Source organism: Sphingobium rhizovicinum, assembly GCF_042647625.1.
Taxonomy (GTDB): Bacteria; Pseudomonadota; Alphaproteobacteria; order Sphingomonadales; family Sphingomonadaceae; genus Sphingobium; species Sphingobium rhizovicinum.
This window is the reverse complement of record NZ_JBHRVU010000004.1, coordinates 3292616-3317414: the sequence shown is the minus strand read 5'-3', so window position 1 is coordinate 3317414 and position 24799 is coordinate 3292616. Positions and strand designations below refer to the sequence as shown.

At 65.8% G+C, this 24799-nt stretch carries 22 protein-coding genes; 7 read left to right on the top strand and 15 right to left on the bottom strand.

The genetic code is table 11. The annotated features are described in order from the left end of the window. The first annotated feature begins 130 nt into the window (after window positions 1-130). The 4 genes from ACFOKF_RS17435 to ACFOKF_RS17420 are packed head-to-tail and all read left to right on the top strand — an operon-like array spanning window position 131 to window position 3612. On the top strand, window positions 131-1030 hold the full coding sequence (locus ACFOKF_RS17435; RefSeq protein WP_380797272.1) for a VOC family protein: 900 nt from the start codon (window positions 131-133) through the stop codon (window positions 1028-1030). Between the two features lies 1 nt (window position 1031). Further along, a complete protein-coding gene (locus ACFOKF_RS17430) occupies window positions 1032-1460 on the top strand; it encodes a DoxX family protein (protein WP_380797270.1) in 429 nt (142 codons plus the stop codon). A 46-nt stretch (window positions 1461-1506) separates the two neighbouring features. Then, on the top strand, window positions 1507-2892 hold the full coding sequence (locus tag ACFOKF_RS17425) for an alginate export family protein (RefSeq protein WP_380797268.1): 1386 nt from the start codon (window positions 1507-1509) through the stop codon (window positions 2890-2892). Between the two features lie 18 nt (window positions 2893-2910). Further along, complete coding sequence (locus ACFOKF_RS17420; RefSeq protein WP_380797267.1) at window positions 2911-3612, top strand: YoaK family protein; 702 nt, start codon at window positions 2911-2913, stop codon at window positions 3610-3612. A 3-nt stretch (window positions 3613-3615) separates the two neighbouring features. Here the strand turns inward: ACFOKF_RS17420 and ACFOKF_RS17415 are convergent, their stop codons facing one another. Both ACFOKF_RS17415 and ACFOKF_RS17410 read right to left on the bottom strand, forming a co-directional pair. Then, entirely contained in the window at window positions 3616-4191 is a 576-nt protein-coding gene (locus ACFOKF_RS17415; RefSeq protein WP_380797266.1) for a TMEM175 family protein, read from the bottom strand. Beyond that, window positions 4188-4775, bottom strand: a complete 588-nt coding sequence (locus tag ACFOKF_RS17410) for a helix-turn-helix domain-containing protein (RefSeq protein WP_380797264.1) — start codon at window positions 4773-4775, stop codon at window positions 4188-4190. The genes ACFOKF_RS17415 and ACFOKF_RS17410 overlap by 4 nt, the downstream gene beginning before the upstream one ends. A 141-nt stretch (window positions 4776-4916) precedes the next feature. Here ACFOKF_RS17410 and ACFOKF_RS17405 point away from each other — a divergent pair, with 141 nt between their 5' ends. Continuing rightward, window positions 4917-7853 (top strand): sensor histidine kinase, encoded by a 2937-nt coding sequence (locus ACFOKF_RS17405; protein WP_380797263.1) that lies wholly within the window; start codon window positions 4917-4919, stop codon window positions 7851-7853. A gap of 63 nt (window positions 7854-7916) precedes the next feature. Here ACFOKF_RS17405 and ssb read toward each other — a convergent pair whose 3' ends face one another. The 5 genes from ssb to ACFOKF_RS17380 form a co-directional block, all read right to left on the bottom strand. Next, window positions 7917-8534 carry a single-stranded DNA-binding protein gene (gene ssb / locus ACFOKF_RS17400; RefSeq protein WP_380797262.1) on the bottom strand — a complete coding sequence of 206 codons (618 nt, stop codon included), beginning with the start codon at window positions 8532-8534 and terminating at the stop codon, window positions 7917-7919. A 549-nt stretch (window positions 8535-9083) separates the two neighbouring features. Continuing rightward, on the bottom strand, window positions 9084-10937 hold the full coding sequence (feoB, locus tag ACFOKF_RS17395; protein WP_380797261.1) for a ferrous iron transporter B: 1854 nt from the start codon (window positions 10935-10937) through the stop codon (window positions 9084-9086). Beyond that, entirely contained in the window at window positions 10934-11203 is a 270-nt protein-coding gene (locus tag ACFOKF_RS17390) for a FeoA family protein (RefSeq protein WP_380797259.1), read from the bottom strand. Before ACFOKF_RS17390 ends, feoB begins: the two co-directional genes overlap by 4 nt. A 92-nt stretch (window positions 11204-11295) precedes the next feature. Next, a complete protein-coding gene (locus tag ACFOKF_RS17385) occupies window positions 11296-11958 on the bottom strand; it encodes a COQ9 family protein (protein WP_380797257.1) in 663 nt (220 codons plus the stop codon). Between the two features lie 9 nt (window positions 11959-11967). Then, window positions 11968-12849, bottom strand: a complete 882-nt coding sequence (locus ACFOKF_RS17380) for a DMT family transporter (RefSeq protein ID WP_380797256.1) — start codon at window positions 12847-12849, stop codon at window positions 11968-11970. Between the two features lie 69 nt (window positions 12850-12918). Between ACFOKF_RS17380 and ACFOKF_RS17375 the strand changes: the two genes are divergently transcribed. Further along, window positions 12919-14013 carry an alkene reductase gene (locus tag ACFOKF_RS17375; RefSeq protein WP_380797255.1) on the top strand — a complete coding sequence of 365 codons (1095 nt, stop codon included), beginning with the start codon at window positions 12919-12921 and terminating at the stop codon, window positions 14011-14013. A gap of 116 nt (window positions 14014-14129) precedes the next feature. Here ACFOKF_RS17375 and ribH read toward each other — a convergent pair whose 3' ends face one another. From ribH to ACFOKF_RS17345, 6 genes are all read right to left on the bottom strand, one after another. Next, a complete protein-coding gene (ribH, locus tag ACFOKF_RS17370) occupies window positions 14130-14552 on the bottom strand; it encodes a 6,7-dimethyl-8-ribityllumazine synthase (protein ID WP_380797254.1) in 423 nt (140 codons plus the stop codon). A gap of 12 nt (window positions 14553-14564) precedes the next feature. Then, window positions 14565-15848, bottom strand: coding sequence for a 3,4-dihydroxy-2-butanone-4-phosphate synthase (gene ribB, locus ACFOKF_RS17365; RefSeq protein WP_380797253.1), 1284 nt, complete (start codon window positions 15846-15848; stop codon window positions 14565-14567). 115 nt (window positions 15849-15963) lie between these two features. Next, a complete protein-coding gene (locus tag ACFOKF_RS17360; protein ID WP_380797252.1) occupies window positions 15964-16575 on the bottom strand; it encodes a riboflavin synthase in 612 nt (203 codons plus the stop codon). 104 nt (window positions 16576-16679) lie between these two features. Next, window positions 16680-17678 (bottom strand): bifunctional diaminohydroxyphosphoribosylaminopyrimidine deaminase/5-amino-6-(5-phosphoribosylamino)uracil reductase RibD, encoded by a 999-nt coding sequence (ribD, locus tag ACFOKF_RS17355; RefSeq protein ID WP_380797250.1) that lies wholly within the window; start codon window positions 17676-17678, stop codon window positions 16680-16682. A gap of 6 nt (window positions 17679-17684) precedes the next feature. Beyond that, window positions 17685-18194 (bottom strand): hypothetical protein, encoded by a 510-nt coding sequence (locus tag ACFOKF_RS17350; RefSeq protein WP_380797859.1) that lies wholly within the window; start codon window positions 18192-18194, stop codon window positions 17685-17687. A gap of 69 nt (window positions 18195-18263) precedes the next feature. Further along, window positions 18264-18947 carry an energy transducer TonB gene (locus ACFOKF_RS17345; protein WP_380797248.1) on the bottom strand — a complete coding sequence of 228 codons (684 nt, stop codon included), beginning with the start codon at window positions 18945-18947 and terminating at the stop codon, window positions 18264-18266. A 384-nt stretch (window positions 18948-19331) separates the two neighbouring features. On the opposite strand from ACFOKF_RS17345, the gene ACFOKF_RS17340 reads away from it, so the two are divergent. Further along, the gene (locus ACFOKF_RS17340; RefSeq protein ID WP_380797246.1) at window positions 19332-19946 is read left to right on the top strand and encodes a hypothetical protein; all 615 of its coding nucleotides are present in this window, start codon (window positions 19332-19334) and stop codon (window positions 19944-19946) included. A 236-nt stretch (window positions 19947-20182) separates the two neighbouring features. Here ACFOKF_RS17340 and ACFOKF_RS17335 read toward each other — a convergent pair whose 3' ends face one another. Together ACFOKF_RS17335 and ACFOKF_RS17330 are read right to left on the bottom strand one after the other, a co-directional pair. Next, a complete protein-coding gene (locus ACFOKF_RS17335; protein WP_380797245.1) occupies window positions 20183-21448 on the bottom strand; it encodes a DUF445 domain-containing protein in 1266 nt (421 codons plus the stop codon). 101 nt (window positions 21449-21549) lie between these two features. Beyond that, a complete protein-coding gene (locus tag ACFOKF_RS17330) occupies window positions 21550-24720 on the bottom strand; it encodes an efflux RND transporter permease subunit (RefSeq protein ID WP_380797243.1) in 3171 nt (1056 codons plus the stop codon). Window positions 24721-24799: the final 79 nt, after the last annotated feature.

Here is a 24799-nt window from a genome sequence, read left to right as displayed (position 1 = left end):
TCCTCACCGAAGGGGCCGGTTTCCATCTATTCCATTATTTCGAACATGACGGTCGATTTTATTCGGATCGATCGAGCGATGGCGGCCGCCTAAAACCCGTCTTGCCCCCTGACCAATTGGAGCCACAGACATGACCCGCTTCACCATGATCCTCGCGACCCTGATGGTCGCTGCCACCCCGATCGCCGCGCCGGTAACCGCAAAGCCGGCCGCCACCGCCGATTATTCCGTCGGTCCGCAATATGACACCACCCATGTCTATGTGCCCGAAGGCCAGTTCGACGCCTTCGTCGCCAGCTTCGTCGCGACCTTCGGCGGCAAGACGTCCAAACAGGGCGAATTTCAGGTGACGCCCACCCCCAGCTTGACCAAATCGCAACTGGCGCTGACCCCGGCCGGCACCGTCTCGGTCTTCGGCTTCAAGACGCCGATCCCCTATCCCTTTGGCGATGAACGCACCGGCTATCTGGTCAGCGACATGGACGCCGCCGTCGCTTCGGCGGTGAAGCATGGCGCGGTGCGCCGCATCGCCACCTTCCCCGATCCCATCGGCCGCGACGTGGTGGTGCAATGGGCCGGCGGCGTGAACATGCAGCTTTACTGGCACACCGCCAAGCCCAACTATCCCGCGCTCGGCACGGTGCCGGAAAATCGCATCTACCTGACCGCAGACGTCGCCGACCGCTTCATCCACGACTGGACCGGCTTTGCCCATGGCAAGATCGTCTCCGACGACCACGCCGCCAAGGGCGAGGAAATCGGCCAGCCCGGCAAGGCCATCCGCCGCGTCGCCATCGACAGCGGCTATGGCAAGATGACCGTCTTCGTTTCGGACGGGCAATTGCCCTGGCCCTATGGCCGCGACATGACCGGCTATGAAGTGGCCGACCTTGATGCCACTCTGCTCAAGGCACAGGCGGCCGGCGTCGAAACGCTGGTCGCGCCGCAGACCGTCGCTGGCCGCCAGAGCGCGATCCTGCGCTTCCCCGGCGGTTACATCGCCGAAGTCCATGCTCCGGTGGCGAACTGACATGCGCCCGGTCCGCGACCCCCGCTTTGTCGACGCTATCCTCGACTGGAAGCCGACATGGTTCATCGCCCGGCTGTTGCTGGTCGGCGGCTATCTGCTGGGCGGCATCGTCAAGCTGACCGACTGGTCGGCTGCCGTCGCCGAACAGGCGCATTTCGGCATGAGCCCGCCTGCGCTCTGGGCGACGCTCACCATCGCGCTCGAACTGATCGGCCCGCTCCTGATCCTTTCTGGTCGGTTGGTCTGGCTGGGGGCGGGGATGCTGGGCGTCTTCACCCTGCTGGCCGCCTTCACCGCTAATGCTTTCTGGACGATGCCGATGGGTCAGGATCGCTTCATGGCCACAAATGCCTTTTTCGAGCATTTGGGCCTGATTGGCGGCTTCATCCTCGCCGCTCTCGTCGCTGAACAGGCGCAGCGCCGTGCTTAAGCAAGCATCGCGCGGAAAAGTGGGAACCGGTTTTCCGCAAAAAGCGATGCGCCAACAAAAGATTCAAACAGCCTGCCTCGCCCTCTCGCTCTGCGCATCTGGCCCATTGGCCGCGCAGACGACGGAGGCGTGGCAGGCCCCGACCCTGTCAATCACCCGCTATGATGAGGACTGGTCCGACCTGGCCGACGCGGAAAAGCGCGGCCACCACTGGACCGGCCCGTTCAAATATATCCCGCTGGGCGATGACATCTGGCTGTCCACCGGCGTCGAACTGCGGCTGCGCAACGAAAATTACGCCAATAATCTCTGGGGCGGGGCCGATGCGTCCGACGACAGCTATCTCTGGGCGCGGGCCATGCCCTATGCCGACCTGCATGTCGGCGCACCCGATGCGCTGCATGTCCGCGCCTTCGTTCAGCCGATCATCAGCTATGCGGTCGGCGTTGCACCCTCAGCCAGCCCGATCGACCAGAGCCGCGTCGACATGCTGCAAGGCTTCGCCGAAGTCGGCGTCGGTCCCGTCACCCTGCGCGGCGGGCGGCAGATGCTCTCGCTTGGCACCGAAAGGCTGATCGGCACCCGCTATGGTCCCAACACGCCGCTGGCCTTCGACGGCGTGCGCGGCAGCGTATCGCTGGGCAAGGGCCGCAAGCTCGACCTGTTTCTGCTCAATCCTGTGCAGCCCGGTCCCGACAGTTTCGACGATCGCACCTCCGACACGCGCAAACTGTGGGGCGCTTACGCCACGCTCCCCGAACTCGATCTCTATTATCTGGGCTACCGCAACCGCGCCGCCTGCTTCGGCGGGCTGACGGCGCGGGAGGAGCGCCACAGCATCGGCGCCCGCGCCCATGGCGTGCGGGGATCATGGCACTGGAATGTCGAGGGCGTCTACCAGTTCGGCCATTATGGCGACCAGCGCATATCCGCCTGGACGCTGGGCAGCGAAGTCGGCCGCAGCCTGCCTTTCTTGCCCCTGTCTCCCGACGCCACGCTGCGCTTCAACATCGTCAGCGGCGACCGGCATCGTGGCGACGGCACGCTCGGAACCTTCAACGCGCTTTTCCCCAAGGGCAAATATTTCGGCGAACTGTCTCCCGTCGGCCCGACCAACATCGTCAGCCTCAATCCGCGTATCAGCGCGCCATTGGGCAACGGTTTTTCCGCCAGTCTCGCCGCGATGGCCTATTGGCGCTACGCCCGCAACGACGGCGTCTACGATATACCCGGCAATCTGATCCGGGCCGCCGGCGACAGCCGCGCCCGCTTCATTGGCAAGGAAGCCGAAGCGACCCTCGCCTGGCAGGCCACGCCGGAGCTGGAACTGTCCACTTCGCTGTCTCTCTTCGCGCCGGGCGCCTTCATCCGGCAGACCGGCCCGGCCAAAACCATCGCCATGACCGGCTTCGAAGCCAATTTCCGTTTCTAACCTTTCAGGAGCATCCCCATGCCGCCAGCCCCGCAAAATTCCTCCCCTCTTCCCGGCCTGCTCCTGCTGTTGTCGGTCACGACCGGCCTGGTCGACGCCGTCAGCGTCCTTGGCCTGGGGAAGGTCTTCACCGCCAACATGACCGGCAATGTCGTCTTTCTGGGCTTTGCAGCGGCAGGGACGCCGGGCTTCAAGGTCGCGCCCTATCTGGTGGCGCTGGCGACCTTCTTCCTCGGCGCTCTGATCGCGGGCCGGGTCGGGCAGGGCTTTGGCAAGCGTCCCCTGCGCCACTGGCTGACGCTCGCCGCGCTGATCGAGGCGGCGTTGTTGTGGATCGCGGCGCTCGTGGCGCTGAACTTCCATGTGCCCACGCTTGCGCCGACCGCCGGCCTGTTCGCCATCATTGCGCTGACCGCCATCGCCATGGGTTTCCGCAACGCCACCATTCGTCAGCTCAAGGTGCCCGATCTCACCACCACCGTCCTGACCCTGACCGTCACCGGCATTGCGGCCGATTCCAGCATGGCGGGCGGCGCGAACCCCAATCTCGCCCGCCGCATCGGCGCGATCCTCGCCATCTTTGGCGGCGCTGCGGCCGGCGCGCTGATGGTCGTGCATAGAGGCCTTGCCTTGCCGCTGTTCGTATCGGGCCTGATCGTGCTGCTGGGCACCTTGCTCTGCGTGCGCCACCCGGCGGCCGCCCTGCCGCACGGGGGCTGATATTTAGCGCTGCACGACCCGCGCAAAACGGCGATCGGGCACGAACCAGAGCGCAATGACCAGGATATAGAGCGCCACCGCCATCCATTGATGGACGAAGCTCAGGGGAATGGCGACGCCGTAAATGGCCAGCGTTCCCCATCCCTTCCAGTCCATGCCCAGCGCCCGCGCCAGCTTCGAATCGACGCCGTTGCAGGCGACGATCGCCCGCTCGGTCAGGAAATAGCCGATCGCCGCCGCCCCCAGCACGATGCCATAGGCGGCGGTCGCCCCGGTCGAATAAGCGCTGTCGTCCAGCCAGCGAATGACGAATGGCACCAGGCTCAGCCAGAACAGCAGGAACAGGTTCGCCCACAGCACCCGCCCGTCGATGCGCGGATTGAGCTGGAACAGATGATGATGATTGTTCCAGTAGAGGCCGACATTCACGAAACTGAGCAGATAGGCGATCATCAGCGGCAGGCATTCGGCCAGATCGGCCAGCGATCCGCCGCGCGGCGCCTTCAGTTCCAGCACCATGATGGTGATGATGATCGCGATCACCCCGTCGGTGAAGGCCTCCAGCCGGCGGCTGTTCATGCCGCGACCTCCCTATCCTGCCATGTTCGTCGCCATAACAGCGGCGTCGTGCCCACCAGCCGTTTGAACAGACGGGTCAGATGCGCCTGATCGGTGAGGCCGCATGCGCTGGCGATCTGCGACAGGCTGTGCCGGGTTTCCAGCATCAGCATCTGCGCCCGGCGGATGCGCTGGCGGATGATATAGGCATGGGGCGTTTCGCCCATGCTTGCCTTGAACGCACGGCAGAAATGACCGGGGCTCAGGCTCGTCACCAGCGCCAGTTCCTGCGTCGCCAAAGTCTGGCAAAGGCGGGCGTCGATATAGGCCGTCACTTGCCGCATTTGCCATCCCGCCAGCCCGCCAGTCGGCGACGGCTGATGCGCATCAGGGACCGGAGACACCAGCGGCGCGGCAGGGAGCCGCACCGGCCTTCCATCGCGCAACAACATGCAGGCGCGATCCAGATAATGATCGGCCTGCGCCATATCCTGTCCGATCGCGCGCCGGGCCTTCACCAGCAGCGCCAATATCTGCGCCGTGTCGACGGCGGCAGCCGCTGCCGGATCGGGCGATCGCACGCGCTGAAATTGACCGTCCATCATGCGGGGAATGATGCGGATGCGTCACGATTTCCCCTAGCCCTGATGGAAGGGGCTTTGCCCCCCTCTATCGGGGGTCTTATCGCGGCGGGCGGTAGGGCGCTAGGGCAGGGGCGTCCTCCTTTCCATGTGACCGCCACCGGCATGAAGCACCGCGCAATTCTGTTGGCCCTGATGGCCGCGCTGCTGCCAGCGCCGGGGCTGCACGCCGGCCCGACGCTGGCGCTAGACCAGATGCGCCACACGCGCTGGACGCTGAAGGACGGCGCGCCCGGCAATGTCCGCGCGCTGGCGCAGGGCCGGGACGGCTTTTTGTGGCTGGGCGCGTCGACCGGCCTCTATCGGTTCGATGGCGTCCGGTTCGACCGCATTTTGCCCGACCGGGATGACCCGCGCCGGTCGCTTCAGGTGACGGCGCTGCTGACGGCGCGCAATGGCGACATCTGGGTCGGCTATGATTTTGGCGGGATCGCCGTCTATCGCGGCGGCCATTTGCGCGACGCCAATCCCTGGCCGGCGCAGGGCGGCGTCAGTGCGATCGTGCAGGCGCGCGACGGATCGATCTGGGTCGCGGCCGAATCGCGCGGCAAAATGCTGCTGTCCCGTTTTCAGAACGGACGCTGGACCCGCTATGGCGCGGCGCAGGGGCTGGTGGACGGCATGATGGGGCCAATGCTCGCCGCGTCCGACGGCAGCCTCTATGTCGCCCTGCCGCCAGCGCTGCTCCGACTAAAGCCGGGCGCCGCGCGGTTCGATCGTCTGCCCGATCGTGTCGCGCCCTTTGCCGCGCTGGCGCAGGATGGGAGGGGGCAGGTCTGGATCGCCGACAACAAAGGCGTCCGTGCGACGGGGCAGGGGGAGGCAAAAACCGCCCTCGCGCCGGTCAACACCCCCTATGTCACCCGTCATCTGACCATAGATCGGGACCATGCCTTCTGGATCACCGGACAAAATACCGGGCTGGCCCGCCTGCGGCCACAGGGCGGCGGTCCGGAAACGGCTGGCACGGGGGATCGCCAGCCCGCTCCGCTCAGCCTGTCGGCGCTGGAGGATCGCGAAGCCAATATCTGGATCGGCACCGAAACCGGGCTGGATCGCTATGCCGCAACGCGCCTCGTCCATGCCAATGGCACGGAATCGCTGGTGACGGGCTTCGTCGCGCCGCCCGGCGGCACCAGCCTCTTCATCGCGGGCCTTGCCGGCGTCTATCGCACCAGCCCGAATGCAGCCGCGCCCCGGCTGATCTTCCCAAAATCCGACATCGGCGTCCTGTGCGGCGACGCGCGGCAATTGCTGGCGATCAGCCTCGACGGGGCTTTCCTGCTCGATCTGGACGCCAGCGGCGACGTTCACCGCACGACGCCAGTAAAGGGGCCGCTGTCGGTCAGCTGCGCGCGCGATGCGAAAGGGCAATTCTGGACCGGCATGGACCGGCTCTACCGGCTGGAGGGCGACCGGCTGGTCCCGGCATCCGGCGCAGCAGGGCAGGCCGGCGGCACCATCACTTTGTTGCGCAGCGACGGCGCAGGCGGCCTGATCGCCGCGCGGAGCCGCCATGGCCTGCTGCGCATCCGCAGCGACGGCGTGGAAACCCCATTATTCCCCGGTCCGCCGCCCGCGATCGGCGCGGTCGTTACGATGGCGCGGGATGGCGATCGCCTGCTCCTTGGCGGGCAGAAAGGGCTGGCGCTGGTCCGCAGCGGCCGGATGGCCCTGCTCACCGAACGCGCCTATCCTTACCTTGCGGGCCTTACCGGCATTCATCGCACGGCCGACGGATGGACCTGGCTCAGCGGCGCCACCGGCATCGTGCGGATCCGCAGCGACGCACTGGACCGGGCCTTCGCTCATCCCGGCCGCGCCATCGCCTATCAGCGGATCGGCCATGATGCGGATTATCGCGCCCGCTCCAATCTGTTCGACGCCAATGACCTTGCGCAGGATGCGACCGGCCGGCTCTGGTTCGCCACCGATCAGGGTCTTGTCCGGGCTGATCCCGACCGGCTGGCGCGCAACGCCATGCCGCCGCCGGTCGTCATCCGCGCCCTGCGCGTCGATGGCAGGGAATATCCGATCGAAGGCGGCCGGATCGCGCTGCCCGCGCTCAGCAAGCGGGTCCAGATCGATTATACCGCGCTCAGCCTGACCGACGCGCGCGAAAACCGTTTCCGCTACCGGCTGAAGGGCGCGCAGGGCGACTGGTTCGACGCCGGGACCGACCGGCAGGCGCTCTACACCAACCTGTCGCCGGGCGATTATCAGTTTCGCGTGGTCGCCGCGAACAATGACGGCGTCTGGAATGAAGAGGGGGCGACCCTGTCCTTCACGATCGCGCCGGCTTTCTATCAGACGGGCTGGTTCCTCCTCCTATGCTGTGCGGCCGTGGGCGGTGTGGGCTGGCTGCTCTATCGCCGGCGCCTCCATGTCCTGACCGATCGCGCGCGCGGCCGGGTGCAGGCGCAACTGGCCGAGCGTGAGCGCATTGCGCGCGAACTGCATGACACGCTGCTTCAGGGGTTTCAGGGGCTGATGCTGCGCTTTCAGGCGGTGGTGGAGCAGTTGCCGCGCGGCACGGGCGCGCGCAAGGAACTGGAAGGCGCGCTCGACCGGGCGGAGGATGTGCTGATCGAAAGCCGGGAGCGGGTCCATTCGCTGCGGCAGGAATTGCAGCCGGTGCTGCTGGCCGATCGGCTGCGCACGCTGCTGGCGGACATGCTGGGCGATCGCCTGTCCTGGCGGATCGATCTTGACGGCGCGCCCCGGCCGATCTGCGCCCCGGTCGCCGATGAAATGGCCCGCATCGTGCGCGAAGCGCTCAGCAACGCCCTGCGCCATGCCGCTGCCGGCACCATCATCCTGCGGCTGGGCCATGCGCCCGACCGGGTGGTCATGTCCGTCATCGACGATGGCGTCGGCTTGCCCGCTGCGGTCGCCGAAACGGGCATGCGGGATGGGCATTATGGTCTGGTCGGCATGCGGGAACGCGCGCGCCGCCTGAACGGATCGCTCGACATCCTGTCCGCGCCGCAGGGCGGAACCGAAATCCGGGTCAGCGTGCCGGCGCGGATCGCCTATCCATGATGGGTTGATGATGCAGAGGCGGGCGACGCAGGCATTTGCGTCGCCAACATCCTCCGGCCGTCATCAGAACGGCACTTCGTCGTCCAGATCATTGTCGAAATTGGGGCTGCCCGCGCCGCCACGGCTGTTGCCGCCGCCATAATTGCCGCCGCCCGAGGAGGAACGTCCGCCGCCGAAGCCGCCGCCCTGACCACCACCCTGGCCGCCGCCAAAATCATCATAGTCGCCGCCGCCAAAGCCACTCGATCCGCCGCTCCAGTCGCTCACGCCCTGCTGCGATCGGCCACCGCCGCCACCGCCATAGCCGCCGCCCTGACCGCCGCCGCCCGGCGCGCCGTCCAGCATGGTCAGCACTGCGCCCGGACCCGACAGCGCCACTTCGGTCGTGTAGCGGTCATTGCCCGACTGGTCCTGCCACTTGCGGGTGCGCAACTGGCCCTCGACATAGATTTTCGATCCCTTGCGCAGGAATCGTTCGGCCACGCCCACCAGACCTTCGCCGTTGATGACGACATTATGCCATTCGGTGCGCTCCTTGCGCTCGCCGGTCATGCGGTCTTTCCAGCTTTCCGACGTGGCGATGCGCAGGTTGCAAATCTTGCCGCCATTCTGGAAGCTCTTGACCTCCGGGTCGGCGCCCAGATTGCCGACCAGAATGACCTTGTTGACCGAGCCTGCCATGATTCCTCCGAAACCTGTAAAACGGTCCTTATAAGCACCCCAAATCTGGCGTCCAGCTTAGGGTTTTCTACTTCATGCCCGCTTTATTGCTTCATTTAAATGCAACTCGTTATCAAAAAATTTGATGCATTGGGTTGCGACAATCGCATTTGCGGCTTGCGAAGTTGGAAAGATTTTCGCATTGTCTTCGCGCGCTGGCGCTCGTGGCAAAGTGCTTCATGTGGCTTGATAGCCGCGCTACCATCGTTGGACTCTAGGCTTTAGAAACCGAACGAATACTGACGAGGCCACCGACGGGTGTGTTTGCAGACACACTCCAGGTTGCCATAGCGCCAGCGTGTATAAGAACGGACATGAACCCGTTTCATACTCACCTCACTTTTAATAGCTGACTATGGGTCAGCTCCCCAAAGGCCCTCTTGGCCCCCGCGCGTTCAGGGGTGGTGAGGACGGGGAAAAGTGCGGTAGCGCGACTACCGTTGATGTTTATCGGGAGCATGACTGATTCGGTCAAGCGCCCGAAGCTATTTGTTCATGATTTGTTAGGCGCTATCCCAGCCCTGCCGCCACCGCCGCCCAATAGGTGACGCCCGCCGCCACATAGGCCAGCACGAACAGATAGCCGATCATGAAGCCGGTCCATTTCCAGCCAGCCGTTTCGCGCCGCGTCACCGCGATGGTGGAAATACACTGGGGCGCAAACACGAACCAGGCCAGGAAGGCGAGCGCGGTCGCCAGCGTCCAGCGCCCCTGCAACCGTTCGCCCAGCCCCTTGTCCAGCGCCTCCACATCATCCTCTGCATCGATGGCGTAGACGGTGGCGATGGCGGAAACGGCCACCTCGCGCGCCGCCATGGACGGCAGCAGGGCCAGGCTGATGTCGCGGTTGAAGCCGATCGGCTCGACCAGCACATTGATCCCGCCCGCAATCCGGCCGGCGATCGAATATTCGCTCTGCCGCACGCCATCGGGCGCCTTGGGGAAGCTCATCAGCACCCAGAGCACGATGTTGGTGAACAGGATGATGGTGCCCGCGCGCTTCAGGAAGATGATCGCGCGCTGCCAGAGGCCGATCAGCAAATCCTGCGGCCGGGGCCACTGATATTTGGGCATTTCCATCAGGAATCCGCTGCTCTGCCCCTTGGTCACGGTCAGCCGCAGCGCCCAGGCGGCGATCAGCGCGCCGACGATGCCGAAGACATAGAGCAGGAACATCACCAGCCCCTGCAATCCCACGCCCCAGCCCACGGTGCGGGCCGGGATGAAGGCGCTGATGATCAGGCCATAGACCGGCAGCCGCGCCGAACAGGTCATCAGCGGCGCGATCAATATGGTCGTCAGCCGGTCCTTGGGGTCGGAAATGGTGCGCGTCGCCATGATGCCGGGCACCGCGCAGGCGAAGGAGGACAGCAGCGGGATGAAGGCCCGGCCCGACAGGCCGACCCGCGCCATCAGCGCGTCCATGATGAAGGCCGCGCGCGCCATATAGCCGGTCGCTTCCAGCATCAGGATGAAGAAGAACAGGATCAGGATCTGTGGCAGGAAGACGATCACCGCGCCCACGCCGCCGACCACGCCCTGCAACAGGAAATCGTGGATGATGCCGGGGGGCAGCGTGTTCGTCACCGCCTCGCCCAGCGCCGTCACCCATCCTTCCAGCATGTCGGCGGGCGCGCTGGCCCAGCTAAACACCGCCTGGAACATCACGAACAGCAAAGCGAGCAGCAGGACGAAACCGATGACGGGGTGCAGCAGCACCCGGTCGACCGCCGCCGTCAGCCGGCGCGACGGCGTTTCGCGCACGATCGCCGCGCGGGCGATGCGCCGCGCTTCCTTGCGAACGGCATCGAAATCGCGCGCCGGCTTCGTCGTATAGGGCGCGGGCGCGCCGCTCATCAGCCCGTCCAGTTCCTGGCGCAGATGATCCAGGCCCCGCTTGCGCACCGCGACGGTGGAAATCACCGGCACGCCCAGTTCGCGCGACAGGATGTTGGCGTCCAGCTCCAGCCCGTCACGGGTGGCGAGGTCGACCATGTTGAGCGCCACCACCGTCGGCAGGCCCAGCGTGATCAGCTCCAGCGCAAAACGGAGATGATTGTCCAGGTTCGACGCATCGACCACCACGACCAGCGCGTCGGGCCGCTTTTCGCCCTCCTGCCGGCCCAATATGACGTCGCGCGTCACCTGTTCGTCCGGGCTGTTGGGGTCAAGGCTGTATGTGCCGGGCAGGTCGACCAGCTCCACCGGGCGTCCATCGGGCAGGGACAGCCGGCCCGATTTACGCTCCACCGTGACGCCGGGATAATTGCCCAGCTTCTGCCGCGCACCGGTCAGCGCATTGAACAGCGCGCTCTTGCCGGCATTGGGATTGCCGGCCAGCGCGACCAGCGGTAGGCCACTCATGCTTCACTCTCCATGCTGGACGCTTCTGCGCCCGTGCGCACAGTGATGGCGGCGGCGTGGGCGCGGCGCATGGCGATGGTCATCCGCCCGACCTTGCAGGCGATCGGTCCCTTGCCCAGAAAACCGCCATGGTGCAGCGCCTCAACGCTCGCCCCTTCGCACAGGCCGAATTCGCGCAGGCGCTGGCCTTCGGAGGGGCTAAGGGCGGACCAGTCAATCAGATCGACATAAGCGGGTTGCCGCAAGGGCAGGTCAGACAGGCGCAACGGCGGGAGACTCTCAGGCTATTTCTGCGAGTGACTATCAATACCGTTCCGGCATGGCCAGAAAAAACGGGTTTCCGGCCGATGGCTGGCGTTCAAATCGCCGGATACCGCAGCCGGCCGATGAAGCGCGACAGGCTCAGCCGCTCGCCGCCGCCCACGCCCTTGAACTGGGCCTTGACCTTTTCGAAGCGCATCACCCCCTCGATCCGCCGGGCCAGGAAAGCGCGCGTGTCGGTATGGCCTTCGCTCTCATCATCCAGAAACACCAGCATGGTGGAGGCATAGACGGCCGTCAGCGTGGTGCGCTTGGTATAATGGTTGAAATCGGCCGCAGTGTCGCCGGCGGCGCGCCAGATGACGTCGGACGCGCGCCAGGCTAGCTTGGCCGCGCGCGCGGCATTGGCCGGCAGCGCCAATATTGCGATCGCGCGGCGCAGCGCCTCCCGGTCGGGGGCGATCAGGTCCAGCCGCGCCTCGATCAGCGCCGAGATTTTCCTGCGGATCGACAGGCTGGCCAGCGTTTGCGGCGGCATCGCGTCCAGCATGCGTGCGTCGATGCTGGCGAACCAGGCGTCGATCATGTCGACCGGCCCGTCGGCAAAGGCGAGTGCGGCGATGTCCGCGTCGACGCCCATTTCCTGCGCCGCCATCGTCACCGCCTGCGACCGCCAGCCGTCAAAGGCGGCATGGCGCGCCAGTGCAGGCGCCAGCAGGGCGCGGATTTCGTCGAGGGTCAGATCCTGAATGTCGCTCATGCGCCCGGTCTACGCCCGCGAAGGCAGGCGCACAAGCACCAGCGCCGCTCCGACCGCCACCGTGCCGATCATGTCGCCGGGGCTGAGCCATTCGCCAAATAGCAGCCAGCCGAAAATCGCCGATATGGCGGGCTGCAACAGCAGGGACAGCCCCAGCACCAAAGGCGAAAACCAGCCAATTGCATAGATGAGCAGCCCCTGTCCGATCAACTGGCTCGACAGGGCCAGCAGGATCAGCGGCGTCCAGTTATGCGGCATCACCGTTTCGCCCAGCAACAGCGCGCAGAGCAGCAGCACCGGCACGCTCGCCGCGCTCGCCACCGCCAGCACCGACCAGGCGTCCAGCCGTGCCCGCGCGCCCTGCACCATCAGCAGATAGATGGTGTAAAGCACGCCCGCGAGCAGGCAGAGCAGGTCGCCCTGAAGGTTGCGAACCGACAATTCATAACTGCCGCCCATCATCACCAGCGCGCCCGCGCCCGCCAGGCTCAGGGCGATCGCCTGATTGCGCGTCGGCCGTTGCCGCAACACCAGCAGCGCCCAGGCCGGCAGAAACAGCCCGCTCATATTGCCAAAGATCGTTGCATTAGCGACCTTGGTGTAGAGAATGCCGATATGCCAGACCGCCAGATCCAGCGCGAACACCACCCCCGACAGGATCAGCACGCTCCATTCGCGCATTGTCGGCGCCGTGCGTTTCAATCCCGGAACCGCCAGCAGGATCAGGAAGGGCAGGGCGATCGACAACCGCCAGAAGGCCGCCGCCACCGGCCCCACGTCCGACAGGCGCACCAGCACCGGCCCGATCGGCAAAATCAGGTTTGCCAGAATCAACGCGGGAAAGGCCATGCGCGGCATGGAAATAGGCGCAACGGGGGTTGAAGTGGACATGGCCGCTCCCTAGCTGGCTTTGCACATCAAGTCCCGTTGCATTTTGAAACGTTGATGGAGGGAGATTTCATGACCACATTGTTCGATCCGATCCAGCTTGGCGCCGTCAGCGCGCCCAATCGCGTTCTTATGGCGCCGCTGACGCGCGGCCGGGCCACGCGCGATCATGTGCCGACCCCGATCATGGCCGACTATTATGCGCAGCGCGCCTCCGCCGGCCTCATCATCAGCGAAGCGACCGGCATTTCGCAGCAGGGGCTGGGCTGGCCCTTCGCGCCGGGCATCTGGTCGGACGAACAGGTGGAAGCATGGAAGCCGATCACCCAGGCCGTGCATGACAAGGGCGGTCGGATCATCGTCCAGCTCTGGCATATGGGCCGCGCCGTGCACAGCAGCGTCACCGGCGAGCAACCCGTGTCCTCCAGCGCCACCGCCGCGCCGGGCGAGGTTCACAGCTATGAAGGCAAAAAGCCCTATGAAACCGCGCGTCCGCTGGCGATCGAGGAGATTCCGGGGTTGATCGACACCTATGTTCGCGCCGCGCATAACGCGATCGCGGCGGGCTTTGACGGGGTGCAGATCCATGCCGCCAACGGCTATCTGATTGACGAGTTTCTGCGCGACAACAGCAATTTCCGTGACGACATCTATGGTGGCAGCGTCGAAAATCGCGTCCGGCTGCTGCGCGAAGTGACGCAGGCCGTAGTCGACGCCATCGGCGCGGATCGCGTGTCGGTGCGCCTGTCGCCCAATGGCGATTCGCAGGGCGTGAATGACAGCGATCCCGCCACCCTGTTCGCGGCGGCGGCCGATGTGCTGAACGCCATCGGCATCGCCTTTCTCGAACTGCGCGAACCCGGCCCGAACGGCACCTTTGGCGCGACCGATGTGCCGCGCCAGTCGCCGCTCATCCGCCAGCATTTCAAGGGGCCTCTGGTCCTCAACAGCGATTATGACGCGCAGCGCGCGCAGGCCGATCTGGACAGCGGCCTGGCCGACGCGATCAGCTTCGGTCGCCCATTGATGGCCAATCCCGATCTGGTGGAGCGCCTGCGCGACGGCGCGACGCTCAACGCGCCGCAGTCGATGGCGACCTGGTACGGTCAGGGCGAGGCCGGCTATACCGACTATCCGACACTGGAGCAGGAAAAGACGGCGGCGTAACAAAGGTTTAGTTCCCCCTCCCGTTTACGGGAGGGGTGTAAATTGCGGCTCCAGCGAACAAAAAAGGGGGCGGCTCCACCCGGAACCGCCCCCTTTTATCCATCAGTCGCCGCCAATCAGGCGCCGAACCGTTCCCGCAGCGCCAGCATGGCGATCGCCGCCTTGGCCGCCTCGCCGCCCTTGTCCTTCTGGTCGGGGCGGGCGCGGACCAGCGCCTGTTCTTCATTTTCGACGGTCAGGATGCCGTTGCCGATCGGGATCGCGTCCATGCTCAGCGCCATCAGGCCGCGCGCGCTTTCGTTCGACACCACTTCGAAATGATAGGTTTCGCCGCGGATCACCACGCCGATCGCGACGAAGCCGTCATAACGGCCGGTTTCCGCCGCCAGTGCCACCGCGCCGGGGATTTCCAGCGCGCCCGGCACCGTCACCACCTCATATTTATGGCCGGCCTCGTCCAGCGCAGCCTTCGCGCCTTCGATCAGCAGGTCGTTGAGATGGTCGTAGAAGCGGGCTTCGACGATCAGGAATTTCGCCATGATATAGGTTCCTTACAGCTCGATCGGGCGCTGCCCAACCACGGACAGGTCATAGCCGTCAAGCGCGATCAGGCTGTGCTGGGTGTTGGACAGCAGGATCATGTCATGCACGCCCAGTTCGGCGAGCAATTGCGCGCCCACGCCATAGTTGCGCAACTCGTCCATCCCGGCGGGCGCCTTGCCCGCATGCGCATCGACGCAGCGGGTGACGAAGCCGCCATCCTCATTGCCGGTCAGGATCACGATCAGGCCGGCGCCTTCGCGGCCGATAATCTCCATCGACCGCGCGAGCAGGTCGCCACGCGGCCCTTCCGCACCATAGACATCGTCCAGCAGCGACAATTGATGCATGCGCACCAGCGTCGGCTGGTCGGGCGAAACATGGCCCTTCTGCAACACCAGCTGTTCGCTCTGCGTCGCCTTGTTGTAAAAGCTGATCGCCTTCCAGTCGCCGCCCCATTTGCTCTGGAATGTCGTTTCCGACCGGCGTTCGACCATATGGTCATGCCGGCGGCGATAGGCGATCAGGTCGCGGATCGTGCCGATCTTCATCTTGTGTTTCTGGGCGAAGGGGATCAGGTCGTCGAGGCGCGCCATCGTGCCGTCGTCCTTCATCACTTCGCAAATGACACCGGAAGGATTGAGGCCGGCCAGCCGTGCGACGTCCACCGCCGCTTCGGTATGGCCGGTGCGCACCAGCACGCCGCCATCCTTGGCCACCAGCGGGAAGACGTGGCCCGGCGTCACGATGTCGGCCTTGCCCTTCGATCCGTCGATCGCGACGGAGATGGTGCGGGCGCGGTCGGCGGCGCTGATGCCGGTGGTCACGCCTTCGCGCGCCTCGATCGACACGGTGAAGGCGGTTTCGTGGCGCGTGCCGTTGTTGCGGCTCATCAGGCCCAGCCCCAGCGTCTCGACCCGGTCCTTGCTCAGCGCCAGACAGATGAGGCCGCGGCCATGGGTGGCCATGAAATTGATCGCATCGGGCGTCGCCATCTGCGCGGGGATGACCAGATCGCCCTCATTCTCGCGATCCTCGTCATCGACCAGAATGAACATGCGGCCGTTGCGGGCTTCGTTGATGATCTCTTCGGGACTTGCGAGCGCGGTGCCGCCCTCGCGCTTGAGCAGATAGGCTTCCAGCTTGCCCAGCGTGTCCGCCGTGGGGTTCCAGTCGCTTTCGCCCAGCTTGCGCAGGCTGTTGGCGTGCAGGCCGGCGGCGCGCGCCAGACCGGATCGGGACATGCCGCCATCGGTGACGAGGCTGCGGACGGAATCGAGAAGCGCGGACGACATGATATACTCCTTCCCCTGACGGGATGACAGTCATATCACACTACAATGTGATTCTTTCAAGTGAGGAATCACAATAAGGGCATGTTGTTCCGTTATTCCGCCGCCTGCGCCAGGCTTATCCCTTCGCGCGCAGGCTCTGCATCCGGTCGAGATAGCGGGCCAGCACATCGATCTCCAGATTGAAGGCGCGGCCGTCGGCCAACTGGTCCAGCGTCGTCGCGGCGGCGGTGTGCGGAATGATGTTCAGGCCGAAATGCACGCTGCCATCGGCCTGATCCTCGACGCTGTTCACCGTCAGCGAAATGCCGTCGACCGTGATCGACCCCTTGGCCGCCAGCGCCGCCGCCAGTTCCCCTGGCGCGCGAATGACCAGCCGGGTCGAATCGCCTTCGCGGGTCGCGGACACCAGATGGCCGATGCCGTCGACATGGCCGGTCACGATATGCCCGCCCAGTTCGTCGCCGACCTTCAGCGCGCGCTCCAGATTGAGGCGTCCGCCCTCCGCCCACAGGCCCGGAGCGGTGCGGACGACGGTTTCGGCCGACAGGTCGACCGCAAACCAGTCGTCGCCCTTTTCCACCACCGTCAGGCAGGCGCCCGAACAGGCGATCGACGCGCCGATCGCCACGCCATCCATCGCAGAGGCGCAGCCGATGACCAGCCGCAGGTCGCCGCGCTGTTCATGGCTGCGGATGGTGCCGATGTCGGTGATGATGCCGGTGAACATGGATCGATCCTATTACGCAAAGTCCGTTCGGTTCGAGCCTGTCGAGAACCCGCGCGAGACGGTTCTCGACAGGCTCGAACCGAACGGAGAATTGGAAAGCGGACTTAGGCGCTCCGAACCCGCTCGTAAACCTCCAGCCGGTCGACGCCCAGCGCGCGCACATCGGTCATGCGCCAGCGGCCATGCGCCTGCGCCAGTTCGGCAAGGCCGATGTCGCCAATCCCCGCCAGCCCCGCGCCGACGATGATGGGCGCGCGATACAGCATCAGCCGGTCGACCAGATCGGCCCGCAGGAACACGGCGGCGGTTTCCGCGCCACCCTCGACCAGCAGATGGTCCACCCGTTGCAGCGCCGCGATCTCCTCCGGCGCGCCGATGCGATCCCATCCTTTGGGGGCGTCCTTGCGGCTCAGCAGCAACCGGCGCGGCGATCGATCCTCCAGTCCGCGCAGCCGCACGTCCAGACGCGGCGCATCGGCGCGCAGCGTGCCGCCGCCCACCAATATGGCGTCATGCCGCGCCCGCTCCATATGGGCGTGGGCGCGGGCGTCCGGCCCGGTGATCCAGCGGCTCGCGCCGTCCTTCAGCGCGATCCGGCCGTCGATCGACACGCCCAGCTTCAGCGTCACATGCGGCCGTCCCAGCGTCTGGCGCAGCACGAATCCCGCCATCGCCCCGGCCGCTTCCTGCGCCATCAGCCCCATTTCGACGGCTATGCCCCGGTCGCGCAGCCAGGCCGCGCCCTGTCCGTCGGTGCGCGGATCGGGATCGCGCAGCGCGATCACCACGCGCGCCACGCCGGCCCGCGCCATCAGGTCGGCGCAGCGCGGCCCGCGCGGGCTAAGGTGAAAACAGGGTTCCAGCGTCACATAGGCGGTCGCCCCGCGCGCCCGGTCCATCGCCTGCTCCAGCGCCTGCGCCTCGGCATGGGGGCGGCCGCCCTTCTGGGTCCAGCCGCGCCCGACGATATGCCTACCCCCATCAGGAGAGGCCTTCACGATCAGGCAGCCGACATTGGGATTGGGGGTGGAAAGGCCGCGTCCGCGCCCCGACAGGGCGATGGCGGCGGCCATATAGCGGCGGTCGTCTGCGGGCGATGGCATGGGGGATCAGGGTCTGGCGGTTTCGGCGGACTTGGGCGCGGCCTTTTCGCTGGCCTCCGCCTTCGCCAGCCGTTCGTCCAGCATCGCGTCGATCGCCTTCACCGCTTCCTTGCGCTTGGCGGTGTTGCGCGCTTCCTCCTCGCGCCATTCGATGCCGAACGCGTCGGCATAGCCCTGCATCTTTTTCTGGTCCTTCTGCAACGCCGCCTCGCGCTTGGCGAAATCGATCTTCTGTTGCAAAATCACCGCCGCGTCGGATCGGTTCGCATCCCAGCTCTGGACATAGATGATCTTGTTGCGCGTCGGCATCGTGTTGGTGTTGGCGTCGATCACGAATGCCCACACAATCACCCAGGTCATCGCCACGGACAGGCCCAGCAGCGGCCATTTATGCTGCCGCTGCTGACGGAAATAACCCCAGAAGTCGCCAAGCGCGCTCTTGGGGGAAACGGGACGGGGAAAGATCGCCATGCCGCCCTTATAGGACAGGGCGGGCGCAGATGCAAAATGCTCCATCATGCTTCTCCTTTCCCGCCCCTTCCGCGTGGGAAGGGGCGGGCGGGCGACGCCGCAAGGCGGCTCTTTTTAGCGTTCAGTCAGCGTGAAGCGCACCGTCAGCACCTTGGTCGATGTGATCGCCACGCCGTCGCGCGTGGCCGGGCGGAACCGCCATTTGCGCATCGCGTGGCGCTGGGTCGCGATCCAGAAACTCTCGTCCGTGGCGGAGATCTTCTCGATCGTCGCGACCCGCCCTTCGGCGCTGATGGTCACGCGCACCGTCACCGCGCCTTCCATGCCCTGCCGGATCATCGCGCCGGGATAATCGGGCTGGAACGCGCCCATGGCGCGCGGATCTATCGACGGTTCGGTCAGCACCGGCGGGCGGGGCGGGTCGATCGGGGGCAGGGGAATGGTCGGCACGGGGTCGACGCCCGTCCCTGATTTGGTCGATCCGGTGAGGGCGGGATCGCCCTTGGGCAGGGGAATGAAGGGGTCGGTCGTGGTCGGTCGTTGGGGTTCCGGTCGTGTCTCGATCTTCGGGTCAGTCTGCGGCTGCTCGATCGGTTCGGGCGGGGGCGGCGGATCTTCGGTGACGGGATAAGTGGTCAGCGGATCGGATATGACGGTCTGGATGACCTCCTTGGGGATCAGCAGGAACGCGCCGACCACGATCGCATGGACCGCCACCGTCCCGCCAAGCCCCAGCGGCGATTTGCGCGCTGCGCCATAGCGCGCTCCTTCGTTACCGCTCCTCGTCTGCAATGCCATTGGTCGCATCATCCGGCTCCTCTGTCTGTTGCACCCTGTCGCGTCCCGCCCGGCCCGGCTTCCGGCGCATCCCGCGCCGATGTGCGGTGCCGGCATATCGGCCATGCCGGCCTTTCTGCCGTCTGCGCCATCTGCGGCGCTCGCCCTATGCCGTGTCCGACATTTGTCGCCCGCAGCTCTGCCATGCTCAGGCGTCACGCCCTTCACCGCGCCCCGCTCTTTGCACCATCCGGAACTCGGTGATGAAATGATACAACATCATTTAATGATATGTTGCAACATTCATTTTGCAAGCCTGCAACATAAGTGTCGCCTCGCGACATATGCCGGCAAAGCAGGGGTGCGAATGGGCGGACAACAGGGATCATCCTTGCAGGAGCCTCCATGCCGTCGCGCTGTATCGTCTTAACTGTCTTACTCGCTGTCTCAGCCCCGCTGTCGGCCCAGCCACCCGCTGCCCAGGGCGGCCCCTGGGCGGCCGATGCCGATGGCGACGGCCGCATCACCCGCGACGAAATGACCGCCTATATGGAGCGCCGCTTCGGCCTGATGGATCAGGATGGCGACGGGCTGGTCCCGGTGCAGGCGATGCAGCGCATGCTGGGGCATGACCGCGAACGGGCTTCGGCCGGTGCGGGCAAGGGCGAAGGGCGCGGACCGGGCAGGGGGCGTGGCGGCCCCGGCGGTGGTTCGGGCGGTCCTCCGGGCGGCGCAGGGGGTCCCCCGCCCGGTGGCTCACCTCCCGGCGGTGGTCGCCCCCCGGCAGGCGATCGGGCAGAAGGCGGCGCCCCGCCGCCGCCGCCCGGCCGCGCCATGCCCTATCCCGAAGACGCCAATGATGATGGCCAGATCGACCGCAACGAATTTCTCGCGCCCGCGCTCGCCATGTTCGCCGATCAGGATCGCAATGGCGACGGCGTGCTGACCGCCGACGAATTGCCGCCGCCACCCCCGTCATCGGCGCCGCCCGCAGGCGAAGGGCCGCCGCCGGGCGAATAGGATTTTGCGAAAGGAGCCAGCTGCCTTCTCTCCTCTGCGGGGCGGCCGGTTCCGCCGGGGTGCGTCGTTTTGGCCCGATGCCCCCGGCACTTTTTTGTGGGCATGCGCTGGCGCGCATGTTCGATGCCGCACCGGCCCTTCAAACGAGGCGCGTGACTCGTTTGAACCCGCCCGGCCACCCAGACATGGTATCCTGATGGGTGGCCGGGCGGGGGAGCGGGCCGGTGCGGTTCTTCCTAAAAAAACGTGTCGACCGCGTGGATGGCCAGTCCCACCAGCCCGCCGACGATCGTGCCGTTGATGCGGATATATTGCAGGTCGCGGCCGACGGCATGTTCCAGCCGGCTGGTCACGGTGCCCGCGTCCCAGCTGCGCACCGTATCGCTCACCAGCCGCACGATCGCATCGCCATAGCTGGCCGCCGCGCCCACCGCCGCCCGCCGCACGAAGCGATTGATCACCAGCCGCAGCCCCGCTTCCTGCTGCAATGTGCCGCCCAGTGCGCGCAGCGCTTCGCCCAGACGCCCGGCCATCGCCTTGCCCGGATCGCGCACCGCGCGCAGCAGTCCGGCGCGCGCCTGCTCCCACAATCCGTCGATCCAGCGCTGCATCGCCGGATTGTCGAGTATCTCGTCGCGGATTTGCGCCGCCTTCGCCTGCATTTCCAGATCAAATTGCAGGTCGAACGCCAGCTTCGCCATGCCTTCCTCCGCCTTCAGGCGCAGCGGATGGGCGGGATCGTCGGCCATGTCGGACAACAGCTTGCGCAGGCCATTCAGGATCGCATTGGCCAGATTTTCGTCCAGCCCGGTCCAGCGCAGCACCTTGCCCGCGCGGTCATGCACCATTTGCCGGATCAGATGTTCATTGGCCTCCAGCGTCCGGTCGGCCCACAGGACGATGCTGTTAATCACCGGCGCATGGCGGCCGTCGCGCATCGCCGCCTCGATCGCCTGACCGATCAACGGGCCGATGTTGATCGCGCGCAGCCGCTGGCCGATCGCGCCTTTCACCATCCCGCCCAGCCGTTCCTGATCCAGCGCCTCCAATATGTCGGCGATCAGCCGGGATGCGCCCTCGCGCAGTCGCCCGTCGCCGCCGGACGGACTGGCCAGGAACCGGCCCGTCGCCGCCGCCACATCCATATGCCGCATCCGCCGCGCGACCACGGCCGGGGTCAGGAAATTGTCGCGCAGGAAGGCGGCCAGCGTGTCGCCGATCCGGTCCTTGTTGCGCGGGATGATGGCGGTGTGGGGGATGGGTAGGCCCAGCGGATGGCGAAACAGGGCCGTCACCGCGAACCAGTCGGCCAGCCCGCCCACCATCGCCGCTTCGGCAAAGGCCTGCACGAAGCCGATAGCGGGATGAACATGCACGGTGGCGCGGGCCAGAATGAACAGCGCGGCCATCGCCACCAGCATGCCGCTCGCCACCAGCCGCATGCGCCGCGCGGGGTGCGGGGCAAAGGCGTCCTTGGGCCGGGGCAGGCGAAGCAGGGTCATGATGCTTCAACGGTTACGCTGCCGTTTCGTTCAGGCAAGCGCTTCTTTTTCGCCGGAGGGTGGACCGGAGCGCAACTATGTGCGTCGCTCCGGTCCGCGCCTCACTCGGCGGGCTGAGTGTGGCCAGGGACCGGCTTGCCATTGTCGCCCGGCTTGTAGGTCAGAAGACCCCGGCCCAGACGCGGCCCGACCCAGCTTTCCAGCCCGATCGCCAGGCTGAAGATGGCCGGCACGATCACCAGCGTCAGCACCGTGGACAGGATCAGGCCGCCGATCACGGTAATGCCCATCGGCGCGCGCCAGGCGGCGTCACCCGACAGCGACAGGGCGGTCGGCACCATGCCCGCCACCATCGCCACGGTGGTCATCACGATCGGCTGGGCGCGTTTGTGCCCGGCGTCGATGATCGCCGCCTTCTTGGGCACGCCCTTTTCCATTTCCTCCAGAGCGAAGTCGATGACGAGGATGGAGTTTTTCGCGACGATGCCCAGCAGCATCAGCAGGCCGATGAACACCGGCATGGACACGGGCTGCCCCGCGACATGCAGGGCCAGCGCGCCGCCCAGCGGCGCCAGCAGCAGCGACCCCAGATTGACGAAGGGCGGCATCAGGCGCTTGTACAGCAGGGTCAGCACCGCCAGCACCAGCAGGACGCCGGAAAAAACGGCGATGATGAAGTTCTGGATCATCTCCGTCTGGAATTTGGCTTCGCCGGCGTTCAGCTTCTGCAAGCCCTGCACCTTGCCGGCGAGAATATCCTTCATCAGCGGCAGGGCGTTGATCTTGGCCATGGCCTGGCTGGTGACGATGCCCGGCGCCAGGTCCGCGCCCACGACGATGCGGCGAATCTGGTTATAGCGGCGGATTTGCGTCGGCCCTGCGCCAAAGCTGATGTCGGCCACCACGCGCAACGGCACCGATCCGCCCGATACGGTCGGCACCGGCAGATTCTGGATGGTGGCAATATCCTTGCGGCTGTCCTCCGCCAGAGCGACGCGGATCGGAATCTGGCGATCCGACAGCGAGAATTTGGCGCTGTTCTGATCGATGTCGCCGATCGTGGCGATGCGGATCGACTGGCTGAGCGCCATCGTCGTCACGCCCATGCTGGCGGCCAGGTCCAGCCGCGGCTTGATGATGATTTCGGGCCGCTGCATGTCGCCCTGCACGCGCGGCGCGCGCAGTTCGGGAATGGCGGCCATTTCATGCACCAGCTGGTTGGCGGTCTTTTCCAGCAATTCCGGGTCATCCGACCCGAACATCATGATGATGTCGCGGCCGAAACCGCCGCCCGACTGCGACTGGAAATTGACGCGGGCGTCGGCGACGGTCTGGAATTTGGGCGCAACCTTGCGTTCCCAATCGACCGAACTGATCGGCCGGTCCTTCTTCAGCGTCAGGAATATGTCCGCGCCGGTCGGTTCAATATCGGCGAAGGCGGCCTCCACCATGTCCTTGTCGGCGCTCAGCATATCGGCGACCTTGCGGGTGATGGCGGTGGTCTGCGCCAGCGTGCTGCCCGGCACGGTTTCGACCTTCACCTGGCTGAAATCGGTGTTGGTGGTCGGCTGGAAGGTCATGGGCAGCGTCGCAAAGGCAATGATGGTCGCGCCAAAGGCGGCAAAACCTATGCCCAGCGTCCAGACGCGATGGTCGGTGAAAAAGCCCGCCATCCGGTTGCGGAAGCCGCCACGCGCGCGTCGTTCCTTCGCCTTGCGGTCGTCCAGCGACCAGCGCAGCACGCCCATATAACGGTCCATCAGCCAGCCTTCGCCATGGCTTTCCTCGCCATGGGCCTTCAGGAAATAGGCGGCGATCATCGGCGTGATCAGGCGCGCGACGGCCAGGCTCATCAGCACGGATACGACCACGGTCATACCGAACTGGATGAAGAATTGCCCAGCCAGACCCGGCATCAGCGCCACCGGCAGGAACACCGCGACGATCGCCATGGTGGTCGCCAGCACGGCCAGGCCGATTTCGTCCGCCGCGTCGATCGACGCCTGATAGGCGCTTTTGCCCATGCGCATGTGGCGCACGATATTCTCGATCTCCACGATCGCGTCGTCGACCAGCACGCCCGCCACCAGACTGAGCGCCAGCAGCGAAATGCTGTTCAGCGTAAAGCCCAGCATGTCCATGAACCAGAAGGCGGGGATCGCCGACAGCGGAATGGCCAGCGCGGAAATCATCGTCGCGCGCCAGTCGCGCAGGAACAGGAAGACGATCACGACCGCCAGCACCGCGCCCTCGATCATCGCCGACATGGCGCTATGATACTGGCCCTTGGTATATTCGACGCTGGAGAAAAGCTGCTTATACTGGACCTTGGGATTTTCCTTCTTCAGCTTGTCCAGCACCTTCATCGCCTCGTCATAGACGGTGACGTCCGACGATCCCTTGGCCTTTTCCAGGCTGAAGCTGGTGACTTGCCGCCCGTTCATCAGCGCCAGGCTGCGCTGTTCGGCATACATGTCGCGCACGCTGGCCAGGTCGGACAGTTTGACGGTGCGTCCGCCGGAAATGGCGATCTGCGTGTCGCCCAGCGTGCTGGCGCTGGCGGCGTTGCCCAGTACGCGGATCGACTGTTCCGCCCCGGCGATTTCGGTGCGGCCGCCCGCCGCGTTCAGGTTCACCTGCTGCAACTGGCCGTTCACCTGCGCGGCGGTGACGCCATAGGCTTGCAGCTTGGCCGGGTCCAGGATGACGCGGATTTCCCGGCTGACGCCGCCGCCGCGCTTCACCGCCGCCATGCCGCTGATCGACAACAGCCGCTTGGCGACCGTATTGTCGACATACCAGGACAGTTCCTCCAGCGTCATATCGGTCGCTTCGGCGCTGAAATAGGCGATCGGCCCGCCGTCCACGTCGATGCGCTGGACCTGCGGTTCCAATATCCCGTCGGGCAGGTCGCTGCGGATCTGGTCCACCGCATTCTTGACGTCGGCGACCGCGCGGTCGACCGGCGTGCCGATCTGGAACTGCACATTGGTCAGCGACATGCCTTCGGATGCGAAGGATGTGATTTCGTCCACGCCGCTGATGCCGCGCACGGCGGCTTCGACGCGCTGCGTGACCTGCGTTTCCAGTTCGGTCGGCGCGGCGCCCGGCTGCGACACGGTGACGCTGACCATGGGGAAGCTGACGTCGGGATTATTGTTGACGTCCATCCGCAGGAAACTGACGATGCCCGCCATCACCAGGGCGGCGAACAGCACCAGCGGCGTGACCGGATTACGGATCGCCCATGCGGAAATATTGCGAAAATCCATGACGCGCTTCCTTCGCCGGACGCTGCCCGCGTCCCTTCATCCTGTGCGGCGCGCGGATGTTTCGCGCGCACGATAATGG